Below are 21,027 nucleotides of genomic sequence, written 5' to 3'. Positions count from 1 at the left end.
TTGATGGCTATTGAATGGCAAACAGAGCGTCAGTATGACGAAATTTTATATGAAACGTACAATGGGATCGCAAAGATTACGATTAATCGTCCACACGTACATAACGCGTTTACCCCAAAGACTGTTAGTGAATTAATTGATGCATTTTCACGGGCTCGTGATAATTCAGAAGTTGGTGTAATTGTTCTTGCAGGTGCTGGCGGAAAAGCATTCTGTTCTGGTGGAGACCAAAAAGTTCGCGGCCATGGCGGTTATGTAGGAGACGATCAAATTCCACGTCTAAATGTATTAGATTTGCAGCGTTTGATTCGTGTCATTCCAAAACCAGTTATCGCAATGGTAGCAGGTTACGCGATTGGCGGAGGACACGTTCTTCACGTTGTGTGTGACCTGACGATTGCAGCAGATAATGCGATTTTTGGACAAACAGGTCCAAAAGTAGGCAGCTTTGATGCTGGTTATGGTTCAGGCTACCTTGCACGTATTGTTGGTCATAAGAAAGCAAGAGAAATCTGGTACTTATGCCGTCAATACAATGCACAAGAAGCGCTTGATATGGGACTTGTTAACACAGTTGTCCCATTAGATCAGCTTGAAGAGGAAACGGTGAAGTGGTGTGAGGAGATGCTAGAAAAGAGCCCGACTGCTTTACGATTCTTGAAGGCTGCATTTAACGCAGATACGGATGGATTAGCTGGAATTCAACAATTTGCAGGAGATGCGACACTTCTTTATTACACAACAGATGAAGCAAAAGAAGGACGCGATTCCTTTAAGGAAAAACGCAAGCCGGACTTCGGCCAGTTCCCGCGTTTCCCTTGATTCAATGATATCAATGAACAACAGCTTAGTGCATCAGACTAAGCTGTTTTCTTTTACAAAAAGGAGGTGTCATGATGAAGCAACCTAATTGGCTGCTGCACCGTGCCTATTTAACGCCAGATCGAGTCGCACTCATTTATCAAGAGAAGGAGTGGACATTTCACGAATTAGCTCAAGAAGCGGAAGTGCTTTCAAATAGACTTGCTCAGGCATCATTGAAAAAAGGGGAAACGGTTGCGCTTTTGATGAACAATCATCCTCATATGGTGATGCTTGTACATGCCTGTTTTTTATTAGGGTTAAAAATTGTGCTATTGAATAATAAGCTGACAAAAGCTGAAAGGCGCTATCAGCTAGAAGATGCAAAAGCCGCGGCGTTATTAACAGAATCTAGTTATGCAAGCGATCATGAGGGTGATTTACCCGTTTATACAATGGAAACTTTACCTGAACCAGGGCAAGGCCATATCAACAAGATCGAGAGTGAATTTGATTTGAATGAAACAGCGACCATCATGTATACATCTGGGACAACAGGACGTCCAAAAGGGGTAGAGCAAACGTATGGCAATCATTTTCATAGTGCTGTATCCTCTGCACTGAATCTGGGTCTCAGAGAGGATGACCGCTGGCTCATTGCCCTGCCTCTTTTTCATATTAGCGGCTTATCTGCTTTATTTAAGTCTGTGATATATGGAATGACAGTCGTGCTTCATCAGAAGTTTGACGTCGATGAAGTAAAGGATTCTATTGAACGGCATCGTGTGACGATGATTTCCGTTGTGCAGACGATGTTATCTCGTTTATTAAGCAGATTGGCAGAATGTCCATCTTCTTTGCGCTGTCTTTTATTAGGAGGAGGCCCTGCGCCTTATGCGATGCTCCAAGAAAGCAAAGAGAAGGGCTTTCCTGTCTTTCAATCGTACGGGATGACGGAAACCTGTTCACAAATTGTGACCCTTGCGCCCGAATTTAGTGTAGAGAAGCTTGGTTCAGCGGGAAAACCTCTTTTTGGGTGTGAACTGAAAATTCAAGACGGTGATCGCATTTGCCGTCCTTTTGAGCATGGCGAAATTATGGTGAAAGGTGCAAATGTGATGAAAGGATACCTTTACCGTGAAGAAGCGACCGCGGCTGCCTTTGATGAGGGCTGGCTGAAAACGGGTGATATTGGCTATGTGGATGAGGAAGGGTTCTTATTTGTGCTTGACCGCCGTTCAGATTTAATTATTTCTGGCGGAGAAAATATTTATCCTGCGGAAATTGAAGCGGTTCTGCTAACACATCCGCATGTAAAGGAAGCCGGAGTAACGGGTATGTATGATGATAGATGGGGAGAGGTACCTGCTGCTTTCCTTGTAACAGATGTTAAGATACCGGAGAATGAGCTCTATGCTTTATGTGGGTCGCATTTAGCCAAATATAAATGGCCCACCGCTTTTCACTTTGTGGACGAGCTGCCAAGAAATGCGTCGAATAAATTGCAAAGGCACAGACTCAGATCAAAGGGGTTTTCAAATGATTCAAATTGAACGAGTAATTTTATATCATGTCACGATGAAGCTTAAAAAGCCATTTACAACAAGTCTTGGAACCATTTCAGAGCGTGAGTTTATTATTGTTGAAGTAAAAGATCAGACAGGATTGACTGGATGGGGAGAAGTATCTGCTTTTTCTTCTCCGTGGTATACAGAAGAAACAATTGAGACTTGCTATCATATGCTGAGGGCTTTCTTTATCCCGAACGTGCTGACGCGCACCTTTACACATCCTTCAGAAATCCCTGACAGTCTGTATCATTTTAAAGGCAATAGGATGGCGAAAGCAGGCATTGAAGCGGCTGTTTGGGATATTTATGCGAAGCGTGAGAATAAGTCTTTACGCGATGTATTAGGCGGTACAAAAGATAGAATACCATCTGGTGTTGTGGCGGGGTTAGGCCCTATTGACGATATGCTTGAGCAAATTCAGCAATTTGTTGACCAAGGCTATCAGCGGGTGAAGGTGAAAATTAAACCGGGACAAGATATTGGACTTCTTCAAAAGATCAGAGAGTCTTTTCCTGATCTGCCATTAATGGCAGATGCAAACTCTGCTTATGAATTAAAAGATATTAGCAAGCTTAAGCAGCTCGATGATATTCGTTTATTAATGATTGAACAGCCTCTAGCTGCAGATGATATTGTGGACCACCGCCATTTGCAAAAGCATTTAAAAACGCCGATTTGTTTAGATGAAAGTATTTGTTCTTTAGATGATGCTAGAAAAGCTGTAGAGCTTGGCAGCTGTCAAATTATTAATGTGAAGCCTTCACGAGTTGGCGGACTGACAGAGGCTCTTAAAATTCATACGTTCAGTAAGGAGAATCAAATTCCGTTATGGTGCGGAGGGATGATTGAAACAGGTATTTCCCGAGCGCAGAACGTGGCACTTGCTTCGCTTCCTCAATTTACGATTCCCGGTGATATTTCAGCTTCGTCAAAATTTTGGGAACAGGATATCATTTTTCCTGAAATTAAGGTTGAAAATGGGTTTATTGAGGTGCCTCGCTCCCCAGGAATGGGCGTGGAAGTTGATTACCAAGCGCTCCGTTCGTTTTCAGATAAAATCGACGTGTTTACAAAACATGATTTTGTGAGATAAAAACGAAGGAATCACCTTTTGCATCCACAATAGAATCTAGGTATAGTGAGAGAAAGTTTTTCCTTCCTGTCTGAACAAAAAAGAAAGAGCGGTGATCCGCTCTTTCTTACTCTTCAACCAGCTCGCTGTCATAAGCAAGCTGTCCGATATACTGATGAATTTCATTTGGCATGTTTGATGCATGTCCATATTCATAATCCCAAAGATTTAAAAAGGAGTGAGCGGCTTGGTGGAATGCGTCTTCATCCGCGTCATGAATTTCGTCAAAAAACGTTTGAAGCAGCCGATCATGTTTCAAAATGAAGCGCCTCCTTTAATGAGACTTAAAGGTCTTGTGGTTTAAACGTTTTACAATCCGTTTCTTCGCTTTTCTCAGCCGTATTTCCTGTGTGGCTGACGACATAGATTGCATCTGCACCACAGCGGTTTCCAGCATTCCAATAGGAACAGTTATTGACTTCACAAAGGATTTTTTGACTCATACAGATGACCTCCTTTTGAGTATGTCTTTCATCTATAATGTAACCGAAATGAAGCTCGTCCATTCATGTTAATCTTCCTGACGAATATAGCGCTTATCCTTCATAAATAATTTCCAGAAGAAATAAAATCCGGGAAACAAGATGATAAAACCTACAATATAGGTGATAAATAATGCCCTAAATGTGACAGGATCTGTAAATCCAGACATGATTGTAATATCTGGATAAGCCATGTAAGGCAAATGGGCACGTCCATACACATAGCTTGCTAAGAAATATTGAATGGTAATCGCAATGACGGCAAGGCGTGGTCTTCCTTTCCGGTGCTTAAACCGGCTGTTTGGTAAAAATAGAGCCAGTCCTGCGAGCAGAAACATTAGGAGAGATACAAGAAGAATAGGGATGTTCTGCATCATTTTTGTGAACAGCCAATTGGCCTCGCTTCGTAATGTCAGCATGATAAAAAAGGCCATCATAAGTGAAAGTGGACCCGTAATGAGCGCTCCTCTTCTATAAATGCTGTAAGCTTCATCTTCATCAGCTACATTAGAGAAATCAGCTAAAAGCAAGGACGAAAGAAAAAGGGTGCTGAAAATGGCAAAGCCGACAAAAGAATAGACATTTGCACTTGTAAAGACCAGTCCAAGATCTAATGAGTAGACGTTGTTCTCCTGAAAGATAAAGCCACCATGGGTGATTGGGAGAACCATGATCAGGATGGACGGAATGATAAAGCCGCTGATCCCTGAAATATACGTCACCGCTTTTCGGTATTTCTTAGGCAGTGAATGAGAAAACACGAGAAACCCGCTTCGCAGTGCAAGAAGTAATAATATGATGCTGCCGGGTATTAATAAAACGGTGCCAAGTACAAAGGTCGCACCTGGAAACAGGCTGAACAATGCGACAACGATGGCGACAATAAAGACGTTTGTCACTTCCCATGTTGGAGAAAGGTACTTATTTGCGATATTAGCAGCTTTTGTTTGTTCTCTATTCATATAAATCATCGACCAAAATCCTGCGCCGAAATCCATTGATGCCATCACTGCATAGATAAAAACGAATCCCCATAAGATGGTGATTGCAATGAGCGCATCAGTTGTAACATCCATTTGCATCAAGATCGCTCCTTTTTTAAGATTCTGTTAACCGTAGGTCTTCTTCAATCGTATTTTTCCTAAAGTAGTACGTCAGCACAATAACGGTTGCTATGCCTAAGATGAGATAGACAATGGCAAAAAGGATAAAAAGTGTTCCGATCGAGCCAGATGATGTGACAACCTCGGAGGTTTTGAGCATTCGATAAATGACCCATGGCTGGCGGCCTGTACAAGCAAAGATCCAGCCAAATTCAATAGCCAAAAGACTAAGAGGCCCGCCGAATAAGTAAAGAAAAAGAAGCCACTTCGGAAATTTGTCCCGTTTTAAAATTTTACGGTAAAGCAGGGCTAATACCGCAAATAGAATGAGCACCGATCCAATAATGACCATGCCGTTAAATAATGTGTGTATAAATAAAGGCGGCCACTCGTCACGAGGAAAATCATTTAAGCCTTTGACCACTGTATCAAAGCTATTTCCTGCCAGAAAACTGAGCGCCCAAGGAATTTCGAGCGCACCTTTAATTTCCTGCGAATCAGCATCCGTAAAACCTCCTATTGCAAGAGGCGCATGTGATTGCGTTTCAAATAAACCTTCAGCTCCAGCCAGCTTTTCAGGCTGATATTCATACAGAAGCTGAGCGGATTCGTGACCATTTAAGGCTGTTAGAAAGGAGAAAAGTCCTCCTACAATGAGTCCAAGAAAAAGGGCTTTTCGATGAAATGTATAGAGCTTCTCATTTTTTCTCGTTTTGAGCATTTTAAAAGCTGCAACTGAAGCAATCACAAAAGCACCTGTTGTAAAAGCAGACAGCACAACATGTGTAGCAGTTACAGCAAAGCTTGGATTGAAAAAGGCCTTCCAAGGCTCGATATTTGTGATTTCTCCATTCACCATCTGAAAGCCAGCAGGTGTCCCTTCAAAAGCATGTACGTTTGTAATTAGAATCGCTGATGCAGCTGCACCAATAACAATAAAAATAACGGTAATGATGCGCATTGCATTTGATAGGCGATCCGCTGCGTACACATAAATAGACATAAATAATGCTTCTATAAAGAACGCATAAATTTCAATCTGGAATGGCAGTGACATGACCTTTCCGATGACCTCCATAAAACCTGGCCATAAAAGGGCAAGCTGCGTACCAGCAATTGTACCTGTTGGAATGGCGACCCCTAACAGAACAGCCTGTGCTTTTGTCCACCGCTTGGCCATGATGGCATAATGAGGGTCCTTCGTTTTTTGAAAGATGAGTTCAGCTAACAAAATCATTAGCGGGATGCCAACGCCAAGCGAGGCATAAATAATATGAAAGCCCATGGTTGTGCCGAACAGGCTTCTAGCTAAAACGAGATCAGTCAATTTTTTCTCCGCCTTTCTTATCGCTTCTCTTTTTCATGATGCTTATTATTCTCCACCATTTTTAGATTATTCTTCCTGACTAAGAAAGCTTGTTTTTTGACAAGTTGTAAAAGAGGGAGTAGAATATAAATATAAAACGTAACCATTACGTTTTATTAACGAAAGGAGTTTTGACATTGAAAAGAGATATTCATCCAACCTCACATGAAGTTGTATTTATGGACGTAAACAGCGGTTACCGCTTCTTGAGTAGATCAACAAAGACATCAAACGAGACAGTAGAGTGGGAAGATGGGAAAACGTATCCTGTCATTAAAGTAGAAACAAGCTCTGATACGCATCCTTTTTATACAGGGCGCCAAAAATTCGGAGAAAAAGGCGGAAGAGCCGAGCAGTTTAAGAAAAAATATCAAATGTAATCAAAAAAGCACGCCTGATAACGGTGTGCTTTTTTTGACAGTAAAAAACCCCGGGTGATCAGCCGGGGTTCAAAGCATTAATCATTTAAAGCGGTGTTTAAGGTCTTTAAGTTTTGTTTCATTAAGCTGACGTAGCTTTCGCCGTTTTTGGCATCATCTTCAGTAATGGATTCCAGATTTTTAAGGGTCAAGCTTTTTGCCCCAATTTCACTGCGGATTGTATCTGATACTTTGCTGCTCACGTTGTTTTCAAAAATAACGTATTGAATGTGATGTTTTTCCGCTTTTTGTACAATGTTTTCGAGCTGTTTTTGTGATGGCTCTTCAGAAGCGGATAACCCTAAAACACTGATTTGCTCAATGCCATAGCGCTTTTCCCAATAACCATAAGCTGCGTGAGAAACAAGAATTTCTTTATGTTTCGCTTTAGATAACGTTGTTTTGAATTCTTGATCTAATGATTGTAAATCTTTTTTTAGATGTTCATAGTTTTTTGTGTATTCATCTTTATGATCTGGATCTAATGAGACGAGTGTGTCTTTAATGTTTTTCGCCATTTGCTGTGCATAAACCGGGTCTAACCATGCATGAGGGTCCTTATCTCCGTGATCGTGCCCGTCATGATCATGGTCTTCACCTTCATGGACATGATCTTCACCTTCATGGTCATGATCTTCGCCTTCTTCATGTGCATGTTCTTCATTTGTCGATAACAATTTGATGCCTTCGGCTGCTTTGACTGTTTTCACACCTTGGTCTTTTAAAGTGGCAGCAGTTTTGTCTGCGAATGCTTCAGCCCCTGTGCCGCTGTAGATAAAGGCATCACCTTCAGCCATTTCAACCATTGTTTTTGAACTTGGTTCAAAGCTGTGTGCATCTGCATTTGCAGGATACACGCTTTGAGCATGAACGTGAGAGCCGCCAATTTTTTCAGTGAAATCTTGGATTGGGAAGATCGTGGTGTAAATGATTAGTTTCCCGTCTGCCTTACCTTTTGAAGCATTAGTGCCCGCACTGCTTGAGCAAGCGGCAAGACCGATCGCGAATAAAGCAGCTGTTAAAATAAAAAAGATTTTTTTCATGTAGAAAATGTCTCCTCTCAATCTAATAGATAGAAATGATTACGATTTAATGTCCTGAGTTATTGTATCGTAATAATTACGATTTGAAAAGAGGAAAATAAAAAAATTTCGTCAGCAGATGTTTCCTCTAAAAAAATAAGCTGCAAAACGTGACGAAATTTCTTACATTGTGCTATATTTATTTTTAAAAAAAGATAAAGGAATGGACAAACGTATGAAACTTTTAGATGAAATCATCGAATATAATCAACAATTTATTGAAGAAAAGAAATACGAAGAATTTACAACAACAAAGTTTCCACAGAAAAAAGCTGTCATTCTATCGTGTATGGATACAAGACTTGTTGAACTGCTTCCGCGTGCCATGAACATGAAAAATGGCGATATTAAGATTGTCAAAAGTGCTGGGGCGCTTGTTTCTCATCCATTTGGAAGTATTATGCGAAGCATTTTAGTTGCTGTTTACGAATTAAATGCTGACGAGGTATATGTCATTGGGCATCATGATTGCGGGATGAGTAAAATAGACAGCCAGACACTTTTAAATAAAGCCGTTGAGCGCGGTATTCCAGAAAAACGTATTGAAGTACTGGAATACTCAGGAATTGATTTTAAACAGTGGCTCAAAAGCTTTAGTTCAGTCGAAGAGAGCGTGAAGGACAGTGTGTCCGTAGTGAAAAATCACCCGCTTCTTCCATCAGATGTACCTGTACACGGGCTTGTCATTGATCCTGGAACAGGGAAGCTTGACTTAGTTGTCAACGGATATGAAGAAAAGTAAGTTATTTTTCCTTTTTAGGCGGAACAGGATCGATGCCGCCAGGATGAAGCGGATGACATTTCAAAATCCGTTTTATGGTGAGCCAGCCGCCCTTGATCGCGCCATGCGTTTTGATTGCCTCTAGTCCATAGTTTGAGCATGTTGGATAAAACCGGCAGCTTGGCGGTGTAAGAGGGGAAATACATTTTTGATAAAAGCGTATCATGCCGATAAAAATTTGTTTCATAGAGGTTCCTCCTTGTCTGTCTTCCACAGTATAAGAAAAAAGGACAAGGAAGGAAAGTTTTATAAACTAAACTGGTCGGAGAAATATGTTATAATATAGGAAATTGCAATTATAGGAGTGGTGATTATGCCTTCAGTCGAAAGCTTTGAACTTGATCATAATGCTGTAAAAGCGCCATATGTTCGTCATTGCGGCGTTCATAAAGTGGGATCAGATGGGGAAGTAAATAAATTCGATATTCGTTTTTGTCAGCCCAACAAGCAGGCGATGAAACCTGATACGATTCATACATTAGAGCATTTGCTTGCCTTTAATATTAGAACACACTCAGAGAAATATGATCATTTTGATATCATTGATATTTCTCCAATGGGCTGCCAGACAGGCTACTATTTAGTTGTCAGTGGTGCACCAACTCCAAAAGAGATCGTTGAACTTCTTGATGCAACATTCAAGGATGCGGTTGAAGTAACAGAAATTCCTGCTGCAAACGAAGAGCAATGCGGCCAAGCGAAGCTTCATGATCTTGAAGGGGCAAAACGTTTAATGCGTTTCTGGCTTTCTCAGGATCAAGAAGAGCTTTTAAAAGTATTTGGTTAATAGAAGGATGAACCGGACATTTAGATGTCCGGTTTTTTATTTGAATTTAAACAGAGATGTCAAAATAGGGGATATTTGTTAAAATGGACATGTCAGTAAAAGAAGGGGGAAACGCAGGATGCGAAAAATGTTGGGAATGATTCTGATGCTCACGTTATTGAGTGCATGTGGAAACTCTGCAGCAAATAGCGGCAAAGGGGAAGTGCCTGAGCTATTAGAAGTAAAGCTCACAGGACCTGAGCAAGTGGAGAAAAATGAAAGCGTTATAGTAAAAGCAGCTGTCACATATGGTGATACGCCTGTTGATGATGCAGATGATGTTCAATTTGAAGTGTGGAAAGATGGCGACAAGGATAACAGCAAGATGATTCAGCCAAAGAAAGAAAACAAGGGTGTATACGAATTGCACACAGCCTTCAAAAAAGATGGCCTTTATATCATACAAGTCCATGTGACAGCTAAACAGCAGCACAATATGCCGAAAACGAACATCCACGTAGGTGAGGTGAAAAAAGAGAGTTCATCTACTGAAGAAACCTCACATCATTAAAAGCGGATTTATTTTGGATTAGGACGTTGATTTGGTTCTGCATCCTGTGGTGAATCGACTTTATGCTTATATTCATAAGCCTTCGATGTCGTCCACAATGATAAAAAGACAACGATTGAGATAATGATAAAGCTGATAATCCCAAGTAACAGCATCTAACTCCCTCCTTATTTCCATATTAACATATATTTCATGCAGTCAAAATAGAAGAAATTGACGGCAGGTTTCAGTATAATAAGAAAAGGGTATTCTCATACTAAACGCAATTACATAAGGAGGAATAAATATGTCTGAACAATTATTAAACGTCGTCAATAAACAAGTAGCTGATTGGACTGTGCTTTACGTGAAATTACATAACTATCATTGGTATGTAAAGGGGAAAGATTTCTTTACACTCCATGAAAAATTTGAGGAACTATATACAGAAACAGCTACATATATTGATGATTTGGCTGAGCGTATGCTTGCTTTAAATGGACAGCCTGTTGCGACAATGAAAGAGTGCTTAGAAATTTCCAGCATTCAAGAAGCAGAGGGCAAAGAATCAGCGGAGCAAATGGTGAAAAATCTATATGATGATTTCTCCAATATCGCTGAGGAATTAAAGCAAGGAATGGAGCTGGCTGCAGAGGTTGGCGATGAAACTACAGGTGATATGCTGCTTGCGATTCATCAATCCATTGAAAAACACAACTGGATGCTTAAAGCATATTTAGGATAATACACGTATGTGAAAAGAATGTCGGTCATAAATAGACCGACATTCTTTTTTATTGGAATCGGGACAGACAGCCCATTGAAATCATAGGGCTTTCAGCCGAAGAGAAAAGAGAAGGGAGGGAAGAAGATGTCTTCTATTGCAGGAATGATGAGTCAGCAAGTAGCGAGCATTCAAAAGACACTCAATATTAGTTTGTTGAATTCACAGCTTGCTACGAATACAGCACAAGCTATGGTGATGCTGGATCAAGTGCAGCAGCAGCCTCAAGCTGTTCAGCCAAAGGATTCAGATGCTTCATTTATTGATGTCAGAGTCTAAAAAGAGAAGCCGCCTTATGGGGCGGCTTTTTTGGTTTCATTCGTCTCCCTGAGGACATAACAGCGCCTTTATTTTTTGTCGTCCAAGCTATTGCGAGAATTCGGCATATACTATTGAGGTAAGGAGTTCCACTTTGAAAGGATGTTGATGCCAAGTGAGCAAGGATTTAGGCATCTTTTCGTTGGTTACAGTGAGTTTGTCGGCGATGGGCTTTCTGTTTGGTGGAGCAGGATATTTACTGATGATTTTAGTGACGTTGATGGCTATTGAATTAATTTGTTCAAGCCTAAGAGAATCTTTGACTGGGCAGCTCACAATGAAGCGGTTTTTTACGCGGCTTGTTCGAAAGATCGTGACAGTTTCCTTAATATCGATGGCGCATTTCTTCGATGTCATGCTGAAGACAAATGGGGCGATTAAGGATTTAGCGATCATCTTTTATATTATTTATGAATCTTATCAAATCGTCTCGACAGCCAGAGCCCTTGGAGTTCCCATTCCACAGTTGTTTATTGATGTATTGGACATGTTGAAAAATAAATTGCGCAAAAAGCCGTAATTTCCTCATATCTGGTCATACTAAAGAAAAAAGGATGATTCAGATGGCGAGACACACGTACTATGTATCCGTACAAGATGGATCGATATCGCAGCATAGAGATGCAGCGGCTTGGCAATTTCAAATAGAAGCAGATGATGATCAAATTTTGCAGCTGAGAGACTATTTCGATGAACAGTATATGACAGATTGGAAAGGCTTCTTTCGGGCGCATGTTCCGTTTCTTGAATATCATTATGATAGTCCAAATGATGAAATGGATAGAAAAAGAAAAGAAATTTACACAATGATTTATGAGCTCGGCAATGAAGAGACAAGGAGCTTTATTGAGACAAATGGTTTGATGAATTGAAAAAGCATGTAGAGAATCTCTACATGCTTTATTTTCGCGGTTGTAAAATGCCTCCGATCAAATCGCTGATCCCGCCGCCTCTATTTTCTTGCTGTGAATTGGTGAACTCATGAGAGGAGCTCTGGCTCTGAGGTTTGTAGCGATTATCATCTAAACCCACCCGTAACCCAGATGTGCGCTCAGATGGCTGGATAATGACGATTTGATCTTGTTCCTGGAACTCAAATAAGTAGGATTCGCCAGATGTTTGTCCAATGAAAGTCTTCCAGTTCACATCTAGTTTGACCTTCGGGGCTTTGCCTGTCCAAGCGACAATCGCGTCAGGGTCTACACGGCAGGGGGCTTTTAAAATGAGCGGATTTCCATTCGTTTTGATGGCGACCTGCGCTCCGTGCCCTTGATAAGAGAGTTTTGATGTAAACAGTCCTTTCTGTGATAAAATACCAACGCCTACTGGTGTGACGCCGTAATGGCATTCCTCAGTAAAGGCAAGTAAATCTTCACTTTCTACACTTACATGCTGCCAAGGTCCGCTTGGCTCAAGGTTAATCACAGTTACATGCTCGCTTGCATCCGCCAAGTAGCAAGTACCTTGTCCACTCACTTCCATCATCTCAAGGTTTTCACCTGTGAATTTCCTGCTGATATGGTTAAATACTTGGCTGACCATATTTCCTTTATTCGTTCCAAGTAATCGCTTGCGGTATTGGAAACTTCCTTGATCCGCAATCATGGCGCCTTTTTTGGCAAAAAAGATTCCGCTGCCTTCTGCTTGTAAGGTAAGTTCTTCTATTGTGTTGAAATGAAATCCCATAGGTGCCGGCTCCTTTCCTGCGTCAAGATGTGAATCCATAGATGCGGCATAAATCGTTTAAATCTAAAGTAGTCCCTTGCCCGGTCGCAGTGATCTTCCATTCCTCCTGATCTCTCGTGAGTTCAGCGCATATAATGGATGTACAATACGAATAATCCTCTGTTAACTGAAAGGTACAAATCTCTTGCTGCGAGATTTGATCAGTAAGGCGCACATAGGCATTGGTGACTTGTCCAAAATGATGCTGGCGTTCGTGTGCATCATGTATTGTGGCTGTGACAACAATTTTATGAATGTCAGGTGAGACTCTGCTTAATTGCATAATAATCATTTCATTGTCTCGATACCCTCCGCCAAATTGATGATCCCCAAGATGACGCACAGCTCCATCTAAGCTTTGCTGCTGGTGATAATAGATCAGATGCTTAGGAGACAACAGCTTGTCCTCTTCATTTAAAAGAAACACTTGCGTATCTAAATCAATTGGCTGACCAGCCAGGTCCCAGCCAAGCCCGATATGAATTTGGTCGATCGCTGGGTTGTCTTTTGTTAAATCTAACTTTTGCCCTTTCACGAGGTGTTTCTTGATCACCTCATGGGGTGCGTCTTGTTTTGACCCATTTTTTATACTCATGCTGATTTCCTCCTCGTTGTCATAGGACCAACACTGATTCATTTACGTTATATAGGGATAAAAGGTTTCATGATTAAAATTGGGTGAAGTTGGAAATAATAAAAAGGTTTTAGCAACAATACCTCATTTTAGATACAGACGAGTTAGAACCACTCGTTTGTTTCACTTTTGATAAAAATTCTTCAGAGAAATGTGATCTGTGGTATGATGTTTTACAAGAAGCAAGGACAGGATATGAGGGATTTCACATGCATGTATTTAAAGACTATTATCATAATACGGTCAAGCTCTCTTTTGAGGAGAAGCCTTTTTCAAGTCATCCTAAGCATGTTTGGGCCATCTGCCGCTACCAAGGGAAATGGCTGCTCACTGAACATGAGGATCGGGGCTATGAGTTTCCAGGAGGGAAAGTTGAGCCGGATGAAGAAGCAGACCAAGCCGCTATACGGGAGATTCAAGAAGAGACGGGTGCTGTTGTTCGTGAATTAACGTATATTGGTCAATATCAGGTGCTGGGCAGAGAAAAGGTCATTGTCAAGAATATTTATTTCGCTGATATTGAAAAGCTAGTGAAGCAAGACACGTATTTTGAAACGAAAGGACCCGTTCTTTTCGCAGACTTGCCAAGATCCATCGCAAAAAATAAGAATTTCAGTTTTATTATGAAAGATGATGTGTTAAGACAAAGTCTTGCTTATTTAGAAAAGAACGGTTTGATTCGTTAAAAAAAGCGCAGGGTGACAATCCCTGTGCTTTTTATTTTTGAAGAAAACGGCGTTCGAGCCATTCCACAAGCTGGTACATGATGGTCGCAAATACGGCAATAATGAAAAGACTTAAGAAAACGAGTGTAAAGTTGAAGACTTGAAAACCGTAAATGATCATGTAGCCGAGCCCTTTTGAGGAAACAAGAAATTCCCCTACGATAACCCCAACCCAAGAAAGGCCGACATTGACTTTGATCGCAGAAATCATCGTTGGAATACTAGCTGGCAAAATGACCTCGCGAAAGACGACGCTTTTTTTCGCACCAAAGGTTTTCATCACCTTTAAATAATTCTCATCGACCTCTTGAAAGGCTGTATAAATGACGATTGTCGTAATGATCACACTAATGATTGCGCCCATGGCAACGATGCTGATCATGCCAGGCCCAAGGGCAACAATTAAAATCGGGGCGAGGGCAACTTTTGGCATGGCATTTAAAATGACTAAATAAGGATCAAGAACGTTTGCCAGGCGGGTGGACCACCATAAGGCGGCAGCAAGCAAAATGCCGCAAAAGGTACCAAGTAGAAATCCGAGCACCGTTTCAAATAATGTAATACTCATATGATTCACTAAAGACCCATCGGATATTTTTTGTACAAACAATTGGCAGACTGCTGATGGTGAACTAAATATCAGTGGATCGATAAGGCGAAAATGACTGGCAAGCTCCCAAAGCGAAAAGAAGCTGGCGAAAATAATGAACTGATAGATTCGGGTCATGCGTTTTTCCATTCGGTATTTTTTGCGATAGGCTTCATGTAAAAGGTCACTGTGTTTCAACTGTTTTCAGCTCCTTCCAAATCGTTTGAAAGAGCTCTTGGAAACTCTGGGTCTGTCTCGCTTTGAAAGGAGAAAGAGTCCTCAGATCATCTGGAACAGTAAAGATTCGCTGGATCGAGCCAGGATGCTTTGAGAATAAGAAAATGCGGTCACTCATTGCAATGGCTTCGCCGATGTCATGTGTCACAAGGACCGCTGTTTTTTGATAGTTTTTGAGTGTATGAAAGACGAGATCCTCTAAAGTGAGTTTGGTTTGGTAGTCTAGAGCTGAAAAGGGTTCATCTAGTAAAAGCAGACCGGGATTCACTGCAAGCGTTCGGGCGAGAGCCGCACGCTGCCTCATGCCGCCTGACAACTCCTTCGGGTATTTTTCCTCTACATCATGAAGGCCAAGCTTAGGCAGTAAGCCAAGAGCGGCGGAGGTGGCTTCATGTGAATCTTGCTTGGTAATTTTTAACCCGAGAATGATATTTTCCTTGATGGTTTTCCAAGGGAACAAATAATCTTGCTGGAGCATGTAGCCGATTTGATGCTCCTTTTGATTCGGCTCTTTTCCTTCGATTAAAATTCGGCCTTCAGATGGCGGCGTTATTCCTGCAATGATAGACAGCAGGGTGGTTTTCCCGCAGCCGCTGGGACCAATAAATGAGATAAATTCTCCTTGGTCTATCTCCATATTGATATGCTGTATGGCCGTTGTTTTTTCTTTTAAAGAGAAGTACGTGTGGGTCACATGGTCAATTTGAAGGAAAGACATGTGCTACCTCCTATTCTATTTGTGTTCTGTGACCTTCTTTGCAATGGATGAATCGACAAGTTGTTTGTACGGGATAAATCTCGGCAATTCATCGCTCTCCTTCATGATTTCCTGCAATTTGTTCCATTCCTCTTCATTCAGAAGGGGATCTGCTGCATAGGAGTCCTGCTGTTTGTAGCGTTTAATGGCAGTTGATAAAACATCAAGTTCTGTGTCAGGAAAATGAGATTGAATGGTTTTGGCAATCTCCTCCGGCTGCTTGGCTTCTACCCATTTCTGCGCTTTGTAAATGGCGCGAGTGAAGGCTTCAGCTGTTTCTTTGTTTTCCTCTAAGTAACTCTTCTTTGCCATGAAGGTGGTATACGGCACCTTTCCGGAAGCCTCTCCAAAGGAGGCGGTAATGTACCCTTTGCCTTCTTTTTCAATTAAGGATGCTGTCGGTTCGAATAACTGCACAAAATCGCCAGTTCCAGAGGAGAAAGCACCTGAAATGTTGGCAAAATCAATATTTTGAATCATGCGGAGATCCTTTTTTACATCAATGCCTTCCTTTTTCAGGACATATTCACCGACCATTTGCGGCATGCCGCCTTTCCGCTGTCCAAGAAAGTCTTTTCCTTTTAATTGATCCCAAGAGAATTCACTCACTTTCTCCCTTGAAACAAGAAATGTACCGTCTGTTTGTGTCAGTTGTGCAAAGTTGATGACAGAGTCTTTTGTGTCTTGAGCCTCTACATAGATAGAGGATTCAGATCCGGTCAGGGCGATATCTGCACCGCCGGATAAGAGAGCTGTCATCGTTTTATCGCCGCCCCAGGTCGTTTTTAATTCAACCTCTAGCCCTTCTTCTTTGAAGAAATCCTCAGATAAGGCAACATAGAGCGGAGCATAAAAAACCGAATGGGTCACCTCGGCTACTTGTACGGTCTGCTCTTGTTCTTTTTTACAGGCGACAAATGGAATAAAGAGCAGGACAACGACGATGAATGCCAGTCTGACTTTGATGGAACGATTCAAGAGTAATTCGCCTCCTTTGTTCTAGATCACTAATTAAAGTATGTCAAAAGGGATTTTTGGTGAGTGCCTAGATGAAAATAAGAAGCGCATTGTTTATTTATAGAACGTGTCTTTTTTTCTATACTAGATGCATGAATACTTTCTTGAATTTGGAAGAAATAAAGGGGCGGTTTCGTGTATAGAGTGAGTTGGGTATTTCTTGGATGGTATTTAGTGGGGCTCATATTAATGGTCTCTTTTGAAGTGCCAGCATGGCTTCAGTTTGCAAATGGCATTTTCCTTGTGCTGTATGCCTGCTGTGTGATAGAGATTGGGCGAAATATTTATGGGGCATGGGTTGGTGTGATCAAAAGGGCAGCCATTGTCGGTGTGCTGACATTTACGGTTGAATGGATAGGGATCACAACTGGTTTTCCTTTCGGGGCCTATGACTATTATCCGACGTTAGGTTTTCTAGTGGCAGGAGTGCCTTTAACCATTGCTTTTGCATGGGTTGGTGTGTTTTTAAACAGCCTTTTTTTATCCACTCAGCAGTCGAAATGGAAACGAGCTGTCGAAACGGGGATATGGATTGTCTTGCTTGACCTCATATTAGATCCAGTAGCGGCTGAACGGAAATTTTGGGTGTGGTATGACGGCGGTGGTTTTTATGGTATTCCTTTTGAGAATTTTGTGAGCTGGGGTATGATTGGAGCAGGACTTTCCTTTCTCTTCCCGCTTGTTCAGGTTGATCAAAAGGCCCTCAGCTGGACGAGCCGTATTTATCAGGCAATGGTGTTCTTTTTTGGTGTGCTGGCATTAAAGGGCGGGCTCGATGTCATTTTTTATTTAGCGCTAATCATTGTTATTTTGTGTGAAGGAAGGGTTCAATTTGAAAGAAAACGACAAAAGCCGATCGTTTAGACGTATATTTTCTCTTTATCTTGAGCGGTATTTACTTCATAAACATTTCCGCTGCGTGATGATGAAAGGCGCTGTGGACCCAAACGAGAAGCTGCCTGTTCTTTATCTCGCTAATCATAGCTCCTGGTGGGATGGACTGATCATCTTTCTTTTAACAGAAAAAGCGTCCGAACGCGATCACTATATGATGATGGAGGAGAAACAGCTGAAGCAATATGCCTTTTTCCGAAAGCTTGGTGCCTTTCCGGTTCAGAAAGAGAATCTGAAAAGTGTGAAGCAAGCATTAATGATGGCAAAAGAGAACATGCAGGCTGGCAGGGCTGTATGGCTTTTTCCACAGGGGAAAATCATGCATCAGGATGTGCGGCCGCTTGAATTGGAGGGCGGGGCTTCTTTTTTAGTGAGACAATTTGAGCAAGTCGTGGTGAAGCCTGTGACCTTGCATTATACATTTAATCAATTTCAAAAGCCGACAGTATCTGCTGTGTTTGGTGAAGATACCTTTGTATCTGGCGGAGAACTTCGAAGCAAGGACGTGACGCATCTGCTTAGGGATCTCCTTGAAACGCAGTTAAACGCACATCAAGCACAGGTCATCGCTGACCCTGATTTTTCAACCAATCAAGAATTTAGACAGATGACAAGGACAAGTCAATCAACAAGTGATGCGTTTGATTCCTTTAAAAAGTGGGTGAAAACATGGCGGTCTTCTTAACCGTGATCAGCGTACTCTTGCTCTGTCAGTTTATTTTCACCATATGGAATATGAGGCAGCTTCCTGTTTTAAAGCCAGCATCCTTTTCGCCGGGTGAACCTATTTCGTTATCGATTCTGATTCCAGCGAGAAATGAGGAAAAAAGGATAGAAGCCTGTCTTCAGTCGATCGTTGATCAACGTCTTTACCCGAAAGAGCTTATCGTACTTGATGACCATTCGACAGATCAGACAAGAGCGATGGTGGAGCGCTTCGCAGAAACATATCCGTGGATCCGTCTCCTTTCAGGTCAGCCATTAAAGCGGGGCTGGCTTGGTAAATCATATGCCTGCTCTCAGCTCGCTGAGGCAGCAGCTTCTGACTGGCTGCTATTTTTAGATGCGGATGTCCGATTAAAAAAAGGGGCAGTTGAATCAGTATACAAGCAGTTATGCATGCAAAAAACGGGCATGCTGTCAGGTTTTCCAGAACAAAAAACAGGCACATTGTTTGAGCATCTTGTGGTTCCTATGATGATGTTTACCATTGGCTGTCATCTGCCAGTGAAATGGATAAGAAAATCTAAGAATCCCGCTTTTGCCGCAGCACATGGCGGTTTTATTGCCATTGAAAAGAATTGTTATCACGACATTGGCGGGCATAAAGCGATCAAGGATTCACTCGTTGATGATATGGCTTTGGCTAAACGGGTGAAGGAAAAAGGCTTTCCGTTCACACTTGCAAGCATTCATCCATTTGTGTATATGAGAATGTATGAAAGTGGACAAGAGGTTTGGGAAGGTTACCGGAAAAATTTGTTCCCGGGTGTGAATCGAAGCATTCCTCTGTTAAGCAGTGTCTTTTGTTTATACACCCTCCTTTATTTGGTTCCTGTCATTTGTTTCATGATCGCATTGTTTCAGCTGGATGTTTTGAGCATATGCTTAGCCATTCTTTGCTATGGGCTGGGTGTATCGATTAAAGCGGCAATTGATATTGAAAACGGGCGGACCTCTGCAATGGCTTTTTTATTGCCGCTCAGTATTTTAAGCCTGATCGCCATTGGCTTTGCTTCTGTGAAAATCGGTCTGAAAAAAGAAGGGTATGAATGGAAAGGAAGAAGGTACCAATGAAAAAAGTGATCATCATCGGCGGCGGACTTGGCGGATTATCAGCCGCGATCCGTCTCCAGTCACGCGGGGTTCAGGTCACCATTTTAGAAAAAGAAGCGGCTTTAGGCGGGAAATTGCAGCGCCATCACGGAGCAGGCTACTCTTTTGATTTAGGACCGAGTACCATTACAATGAAGACATATTTTGAAGAAGTGTTTACAGCCTGTCATAGACGGATGGAGGATTATGTGACCTTTTATCCGATTTCTCCGCTTACCAAAAATTTTTTTCCAGATGGACATACGGTCGAGTTTACGCCGAATATGGAGCAAATGGAATCACAAATTGCTGCATTCAGTCCTGAAGATGCGAAGCAATACCGTGCATTTTTGCAGGAATCAAAGGCGCTTTTTCAAAAGGCAGAGGAGCAGTTTTTAAATCGTCTGTTATTGAGCTGGAAGGATAAGGCGGATTTAAAGCTGATGAAAGCACTTCTCGCTGTCAAACCGTTCACATCCGTTCAGCGCCTGCTGCGTCAATATTTCCGTCACCCCCATACATTGGCGATGTTTGGACGGTATGCTACTTATATTGGCTCCTCTCCCTACGAGGCACCGGCTATTTTTAATATGATGGCGTATTTAGAAGGGGAGAAAGGGATTTATGGAATACAGGGCGGTACATATCGTTTAGTTGAGGCATTTGAGATACTGGCAAAAGAATTAGGTGTTCAGATTCACCTCAATGAACAAGTGAACAAGATTCATGTGAAGGATCGGCAGGTCAAAGGAGTGGAAACGGATCAGCAGATGTATGAGGCAGATCAAGTCATTGCAGGAGCAGATGCGCTGACTGTATACCGTCATCTCATAGATGAAAAAAACCGTCCTCGTTATTTAAATCAAAAACTGTCTGGCATTGAACCGTCGTTGTCGGGCTTTGTTCTCTTATTAGGTGTACCTAAAGTCTATGAACAGCTGGCCCATCACAATGTGTTTTTCCCTGAGGATTATGAGCAAGAATTCAAGGATATTTTTCAGAAAAAACAGCTGCCTCAAGACCCAGCGCTTTACATATGCTATTCAGGTTATTCAGAACCAGCTTTAAGCGGAGGACCGGGAAGAAGCAACCTGTTTGTACTGGCCAATGCACCTTATATGACAAAAGAGCAAGATTGGGACATGCTAAAGGAGACATATCGTCAGCATGTAAAAAACAAATTAATGGAAAAAGGTCTTTCTGATTTGGATGAGCTTATCGAATATGAAGCGGTTCAAACCCCGCTTGATCTGCAGCAGAAAACAGGTGCATATCGTGGAGCCATTTATGGCATGTCTTCAAACTCGTTCAAACAGGCATTCTTTCGCATCAATAATCAGTCAAAGGACATTGAAGGACTTTGGTTTGTTGGAGGAACAAGTCATCCAGGCGGCGGCACGCCGATGGTGACAAAATCAGGCCAGCTTGTCGCAGAAGCGATACTGAAGCAATGGACGTAATCAAAGATGAAAAGGAGAG

Annotated in this window: 28 protein-coding genes; 16 read left to right on the top strand and 12 right to left on the bottom strand. The window is 41.8% G+C overall.

Annotated elements, in window-relative coordinates:
* Positions 1-3 precede the first annotated feature (3 nt).
* The 3 genes from menB (at position 4) to menC (ending at position 3,465) form a co-directional block, all read left to right on the top strand.
* The gene (menB, locus tag MHB69_RS14140; RefSeq protein ID WP_024424937.1) at positions 4-822 is read left to right on the top strand and encodes a 1,4-dihydroxy-2-naphthoyl-CoA synthase; all 819 of its coding nucleotides are present in this window, start codon (positions 4-6) and stop codon (positions 820-822) included.
* Between the two features lie 71 nt (positions 823-893).
* Complete coding sequence (locus MHB69_RS14135; protein WP_144496332.1) at positions 894-2,354, top strand: o-succinylbenzoate--CoA ligase; 1,461 nt, start codon at positions 894-896, stop codon at positions 2,352-2,354.
* Positions 2,341-3,465, top strand: coding sequence for an o-succinylbenzoate synthase (gene menC / locus MHB69_RS14130; protein WP_034279379.1), 1,125 nt, complete (start codon positions 2,341-2,343; stop codon positions 3,463-3,465). Before MHB69_RS14135 ends, menC begins: the two co-directional genes overlap by 14 nt.
* Positions 3,466-3,571: 106 nt before the next feature.
* Here menC and MHB69_RS14125 read toward each other — a convergent pair whose 3' ends face one another.
* The 4 genes from MHB69_RS14125 to MHB69_RS14110 all read right to left on the bottom strand — a co-directional run bounded on the left by MHB69_RS14125 (position 3,572) and on the right by MHB69_RS14110 (position 6,416).
* Positions 3,572-3,763: a hypothetical protein gene (locus MHB69_RS14125; protein WP_034279382.1), complete on the bottom strand. Its 192-nt coding sequence runs from the start codon at positions 3,761-3,763 to the stop codon at positions 3,572-3,574.
* A gap of 25 nt (positions 3,764-3,788) precedes the next feature.
* Positions 3,789-3,947, bottom strand: a complete 159-nt coding sequence (locus tag MHB69_RS14120) for a DUF1540 domain-containing protein (RefSeq protein ID WP_008360682.1) — start codon at positions 3,945-3,947, stop codon at positions 3,789-3,791.
* A gap of 68 nt (positions 3,948-4,015) precedes the next feature.
* Positions 4,016-5,062 (bottom strand): cytochrome d ubiquinol oxidase subunit II, encoded by a 1,047-nt coding sequence (locus tag MHB69_RS14115; RefSeq protein WP_170871266.1) that lies wholly within the window; start codon positions 5,060-5,062, stop codon positions 4,016-4,018.
* 22 nt (positions 5,063-5,084) lie between these two features.
* Positions 5,085-6,416 carry a cytochrome ubiquinol oxidase subunit I gene (locus MHB69_RS14110; protein ID WP_101676734.1) on the bottom strand — a complete coding sequence of 444 codons (1,332 nt, stop codon included), beginning with the start codon at positions 6,414-6,416 and terminating at the stop codon, positions 5,085-5,087.
* Positions 6,417-6,592: 176 nt separating this feature from the next.
* Between MHB69_RS14110 and MHB69_RS14105 the strand changes: the two genes are divergently transcribed.
* A complete protein-coding gene (locus MHB69_RS14105; protein ID WP_024424931.1) occupies positions 6,593-6,835 on the top strand; it encodes a type B 50S ribosomal protein L31 in 243 nt (80 codons plus the stop codon).
* Positions 6,836-6,912: 77 nt separating this feature from the next.
* Here the strand turns inward: MHB69_RS14105 and MHB69_RS14100 are convergent, their stop codons facing one another.
* Positions 6,913-7,917 (bottom strand): zinc ABC transporter substrate-binding protein, encoded by a 1,005-nt coding sequence (locus tag MHB69_RS14100; protein WP_144496331.1) that lies wholly within the window; start codon positions 7,915-7,917, stop codon positions 6,913-6,915.
* A gap of 214 nt (positions 7,918-8,131) precedes the next feature.
* On the opposite strand from MHB69_RS14100, the gene MHB69_RS14095 reads away from it, so the two are divergent.
* Positions 8,132-8,698 carry a carbonic anhydrase gene (locus MHB69_RS14095; RefSeq protein WP_024424929.1) on the top strand — a complete coding sequence of 189 codons (567 nt, stop codon included), beginning with the start codon at positions 8,132-8,134 and terminating at the stop codon, positions 8,696-8,698.
* A gap of 1 nt (position 8,699) precedes the next feature.
* On the opposite strand, the gene yidD is transcribed toward MHB69_RS14095, so the two are convergent.
* Positions 8,700-8,924 (bottom strand): membrane protein insertion efficiency factor YidD, encoded by a 225-nt coding sequence (yidD, locus tag MHB69_RS14090; RefSeq protein WP_041107381.1) that lies wholly within the window; start codon positions 8,922-8,924, stop codon positions 8,700-8,702.
* Positions 8,925-9,050: 126 nt separating this feature from the next.
* On the opposite strand from yidD, the gene MHB69_RS14085 reads away from it, so the two are divergent.
* Positions 9,051-9,524, top strand: a complete 474-nt coding sequence (locus tag MHB69_RS14085; RefSeq protein ID WP_003217624.1) for an S-ribosylhomocysteine lyase — start codon at positions 9,051-9,053, stop codon at positions 9,522-9,524.
* A 118-nt stretch (positions 9,525-9,642) separates the two neighbouring features.
* A complete protein-coding gene (locus MHB69_RS14080) occupies positions 9,643-10,074 on the top strand; it encodes a FixH family protein (RefSeq protein WP_144496330.1) in 432 nt (143 codons plus the stop codon).
* A gap of 8 nt (positions 10,075-10,082) precedes the next feature.
* On the opposite strand, the gene ytzI is transcribed toward MHB69_RS14080, so the two are convergent.
* A complete protein-coding gene (ytzI, locus tag MHB69_RS14075) occupies positions 10,083-10,229 on the bottom strand; it encodes a YtzI protein (RefSeq protein ID WP_003217544.1) in 147 nt (48 codons plus the stop codon).
* A gap of 131 nt (positions 10,230-10,360) precedes the next feature.
* Between ytzI and MHB69_RS14070 the strand changes: the two genes are divergently transcribed.
* The 4 genes from MHB69_RS14070 (at position 10,361) to MHB69_RS14055 (ending at position 12,027) form a co-directional block, all read left to right on the top strand.
* Entirely contained in the window at positions 10,361-10,798 is a 438-nt protein-coding gene (locus MHB69_RS14070) for a Dps family protein (protein ID WP_024424926.1), read from the top strand.
* A gap of 126 nt (positions 10,799-10,924) precedes the next feature.
* Entirely contained in the window at positions 10,925-11,116 is a 192-nt protein-coding gene (locus tag MHB69_RS14065; protein ID WP_024424925.1) for a hypothetical protein, read from the top strand.
* A gap of 154 nt (positions 11,117-11,270) precedes the next feature.
* Positions 11,271-11,675 (top strand): phage holin family protein, encoded by a 405-nt coding sequence (locus MHB69_RS14060; RefSeq protein WP_064497782.1) that lies wholly within the window; start codon positions 11,271-11,273, stop codon positions 11,673-11,675.
* Between the two features lie 43 nt (positions 11,676-11,718).
* Positions 11,719-12,027: a hypothetical protein gene (locus MHB69_RS14055; RefSeq protein ID WP_024425787.1), complete on the top strand. Its 309-nt coding sequence runs from the start codon at positions 11,719-11,721 to the stop codon at positions 12,025-12,027.
* 28 nt (positions 12,028-12,055) lie between these two features.
* Here MHB69_RS14055 and MHB69_RS14050 read toward each other — a convergent pair whose 3' ends face one another.
* The gene (locus MHB69_RS14050) at positions 12,056-12,841 is read right to left on the bottom strand and encodes an AIM24 family protein (RefSeq protein ID WP_024424922.1); all 786 of its coding nucleotides are present in this window, start codon (positions 12,839-12,841) and stop codon (positions 12,056-12,058) included.
* A 22-nt stretch (positions 12,842-12,863) separates the two neighbouring features.
* Entirely contained in the window at positions 12,864-13,475 is a 612-nt protein-coding gene (locus MHB69_RS14045; RefSeq protein WP_065214484.1) for a TerD family protein, read from the bottom strand.
* A gap of 248 nt (positions 13,476-13,723) precedes the next feature.
* Here MHB69_RS14045 and ytkD point away from each other — a divergent pair, with 248 nt between their 5' ends.
* Positions 13,724-14,200: an RNA deprotection pyrophosphohydrolase gene (gene ytkD / locus MHB69_RS14040; protein ID WP_025093666.1), complete on the top strand. Its 477-nt coding sequence runs from the start codon at positions 13,724-13,726 to the stop codon at positions 14,198-14,200.
* A 31-nt stretch (positions 14,201-14,231) separates the two neighbouring features.
* Here ytkD and MHB69_RS14035 read toward each other — a convergent pair whose 3' ends face one another.
* The 3 genes from MHB69_RS14035 to MHB69_RS14025 are packed head-to-tail and all read right to left on the bottom strand — an operon-like array spanning position 14,232 to position 16,800.
* A complete protein-coding gene (locus tag MHB69_RS14035) occupies positions 14,232-15,026 on the bottom strand; it encodes an ABC transporter permease (protein ID WP_039180873.1) in 795 nt (264 codons plus the stop codon).
* Positions 15,013-15,783, bottom strand: coding sequence for an ABC transporter ATP-binding protein (locus MHB69_RS14030; protein ID WP_034279407.1), 771 nt, complete (start codon positions 15,781-15,783; stop codon positions 15,013-15,015). The genes MHB69_RS14035 and MHB69_RS14030 overlap by 14 nt, the downstream gene beginning before the upstream one ends.
* A 15-nt stretch (positions 15,784-15,798) precedes the next feature.
* Positions 15,799-16,800, bottom strand: coding sequence for an ABC transporter substrate-binding protein (locus MHB69_RS14025; RefSeq protein ID WP_034279408.1), 1,002 nt, complete (start codon positions 16,798-16,800; stop codon positions 15,799-15,801).
* Positions 16,801-16,974: 174 nt separating this feature from the next.
* Here MHB69_RS14025 and MHB69_RS14020 point away from each other — a divergent pair, with 174 nt between their 5' ends.
* From MHB69_RS14020 to crtI, 4 genes are read left to right on the top strand one after another with little or no spacing between them, the layout of a single operon-like run.
* The gene (locus tag MHB69_RS14020; RefSeq protein WP_034279410.1) at positions 16,975-17,703 is read left to right on the top strand and encodes a carotenoid biosynthesis protein; all 729 of its coding nucleotides are present in this window, start codon (positions 16,975-16,977) and stop codon (positions 17,701-17,703) included.
* Positions 17,672-18,418 (top strand): lysophospholipid acyltransferase family protein, encoded by a 747-nt coding sequence (locus MHB69_RS14015; protein ID WP_144496328.1) that lies wholly within the window; start codon positions 17,672-17,674, stop codon positions 18,416-18,418. Before MHB69_RS14020 ends, MHB69_RS14015 begins: the two co-directional genes overlap by 32 nt.
* The gene (locus MHB69_RS14010; protein WP_144496327.1) at positions 18,403-19,530 is read left to right on the top strand and encodes a glycosyltransferase; all 1,128 of its coding nucleotides are present in this window, start codon (positions 18,403-18,405) and stop codon (positions 19,528-19,530) included. The genes MHB69_RS14015 and MHB69_RS14010 overlap by 16 nt, the downstream gene beginning before the upstream one ends.
* Positions 19,527-21,008, top strand: coding sequence for a phytoene desaturase family protein (gene crtI / locus MHB69_RS14005; RefSeq protein WP_144496326.1), 1,482 nt, complete (start codon positions 19,527-19,529; stop codon positions 21,006-21,008). Before MHB69_RS14010 ends, crtI begins: the two co-directional genes overlap by 4 nt.
* Positions 21,009-21,027: the final 19 nt, after the last annotated feature.

The organism is Bacillus sp. FSL K6-0994 (assembly GCF_038630815.1).
In the GTDB taxonomy this organism is placed as follows: domain Bacteria; phylum Bacillota; class Bacilli; order Bacillales; family Bacillaceae; genus Bacillus; species Bacillus safensis.
The sequence above is the reverse complement of the archived record's forward strand: the minus strand, read 5'-3'. Positions and strand labels throughout refer to the sequence as shown.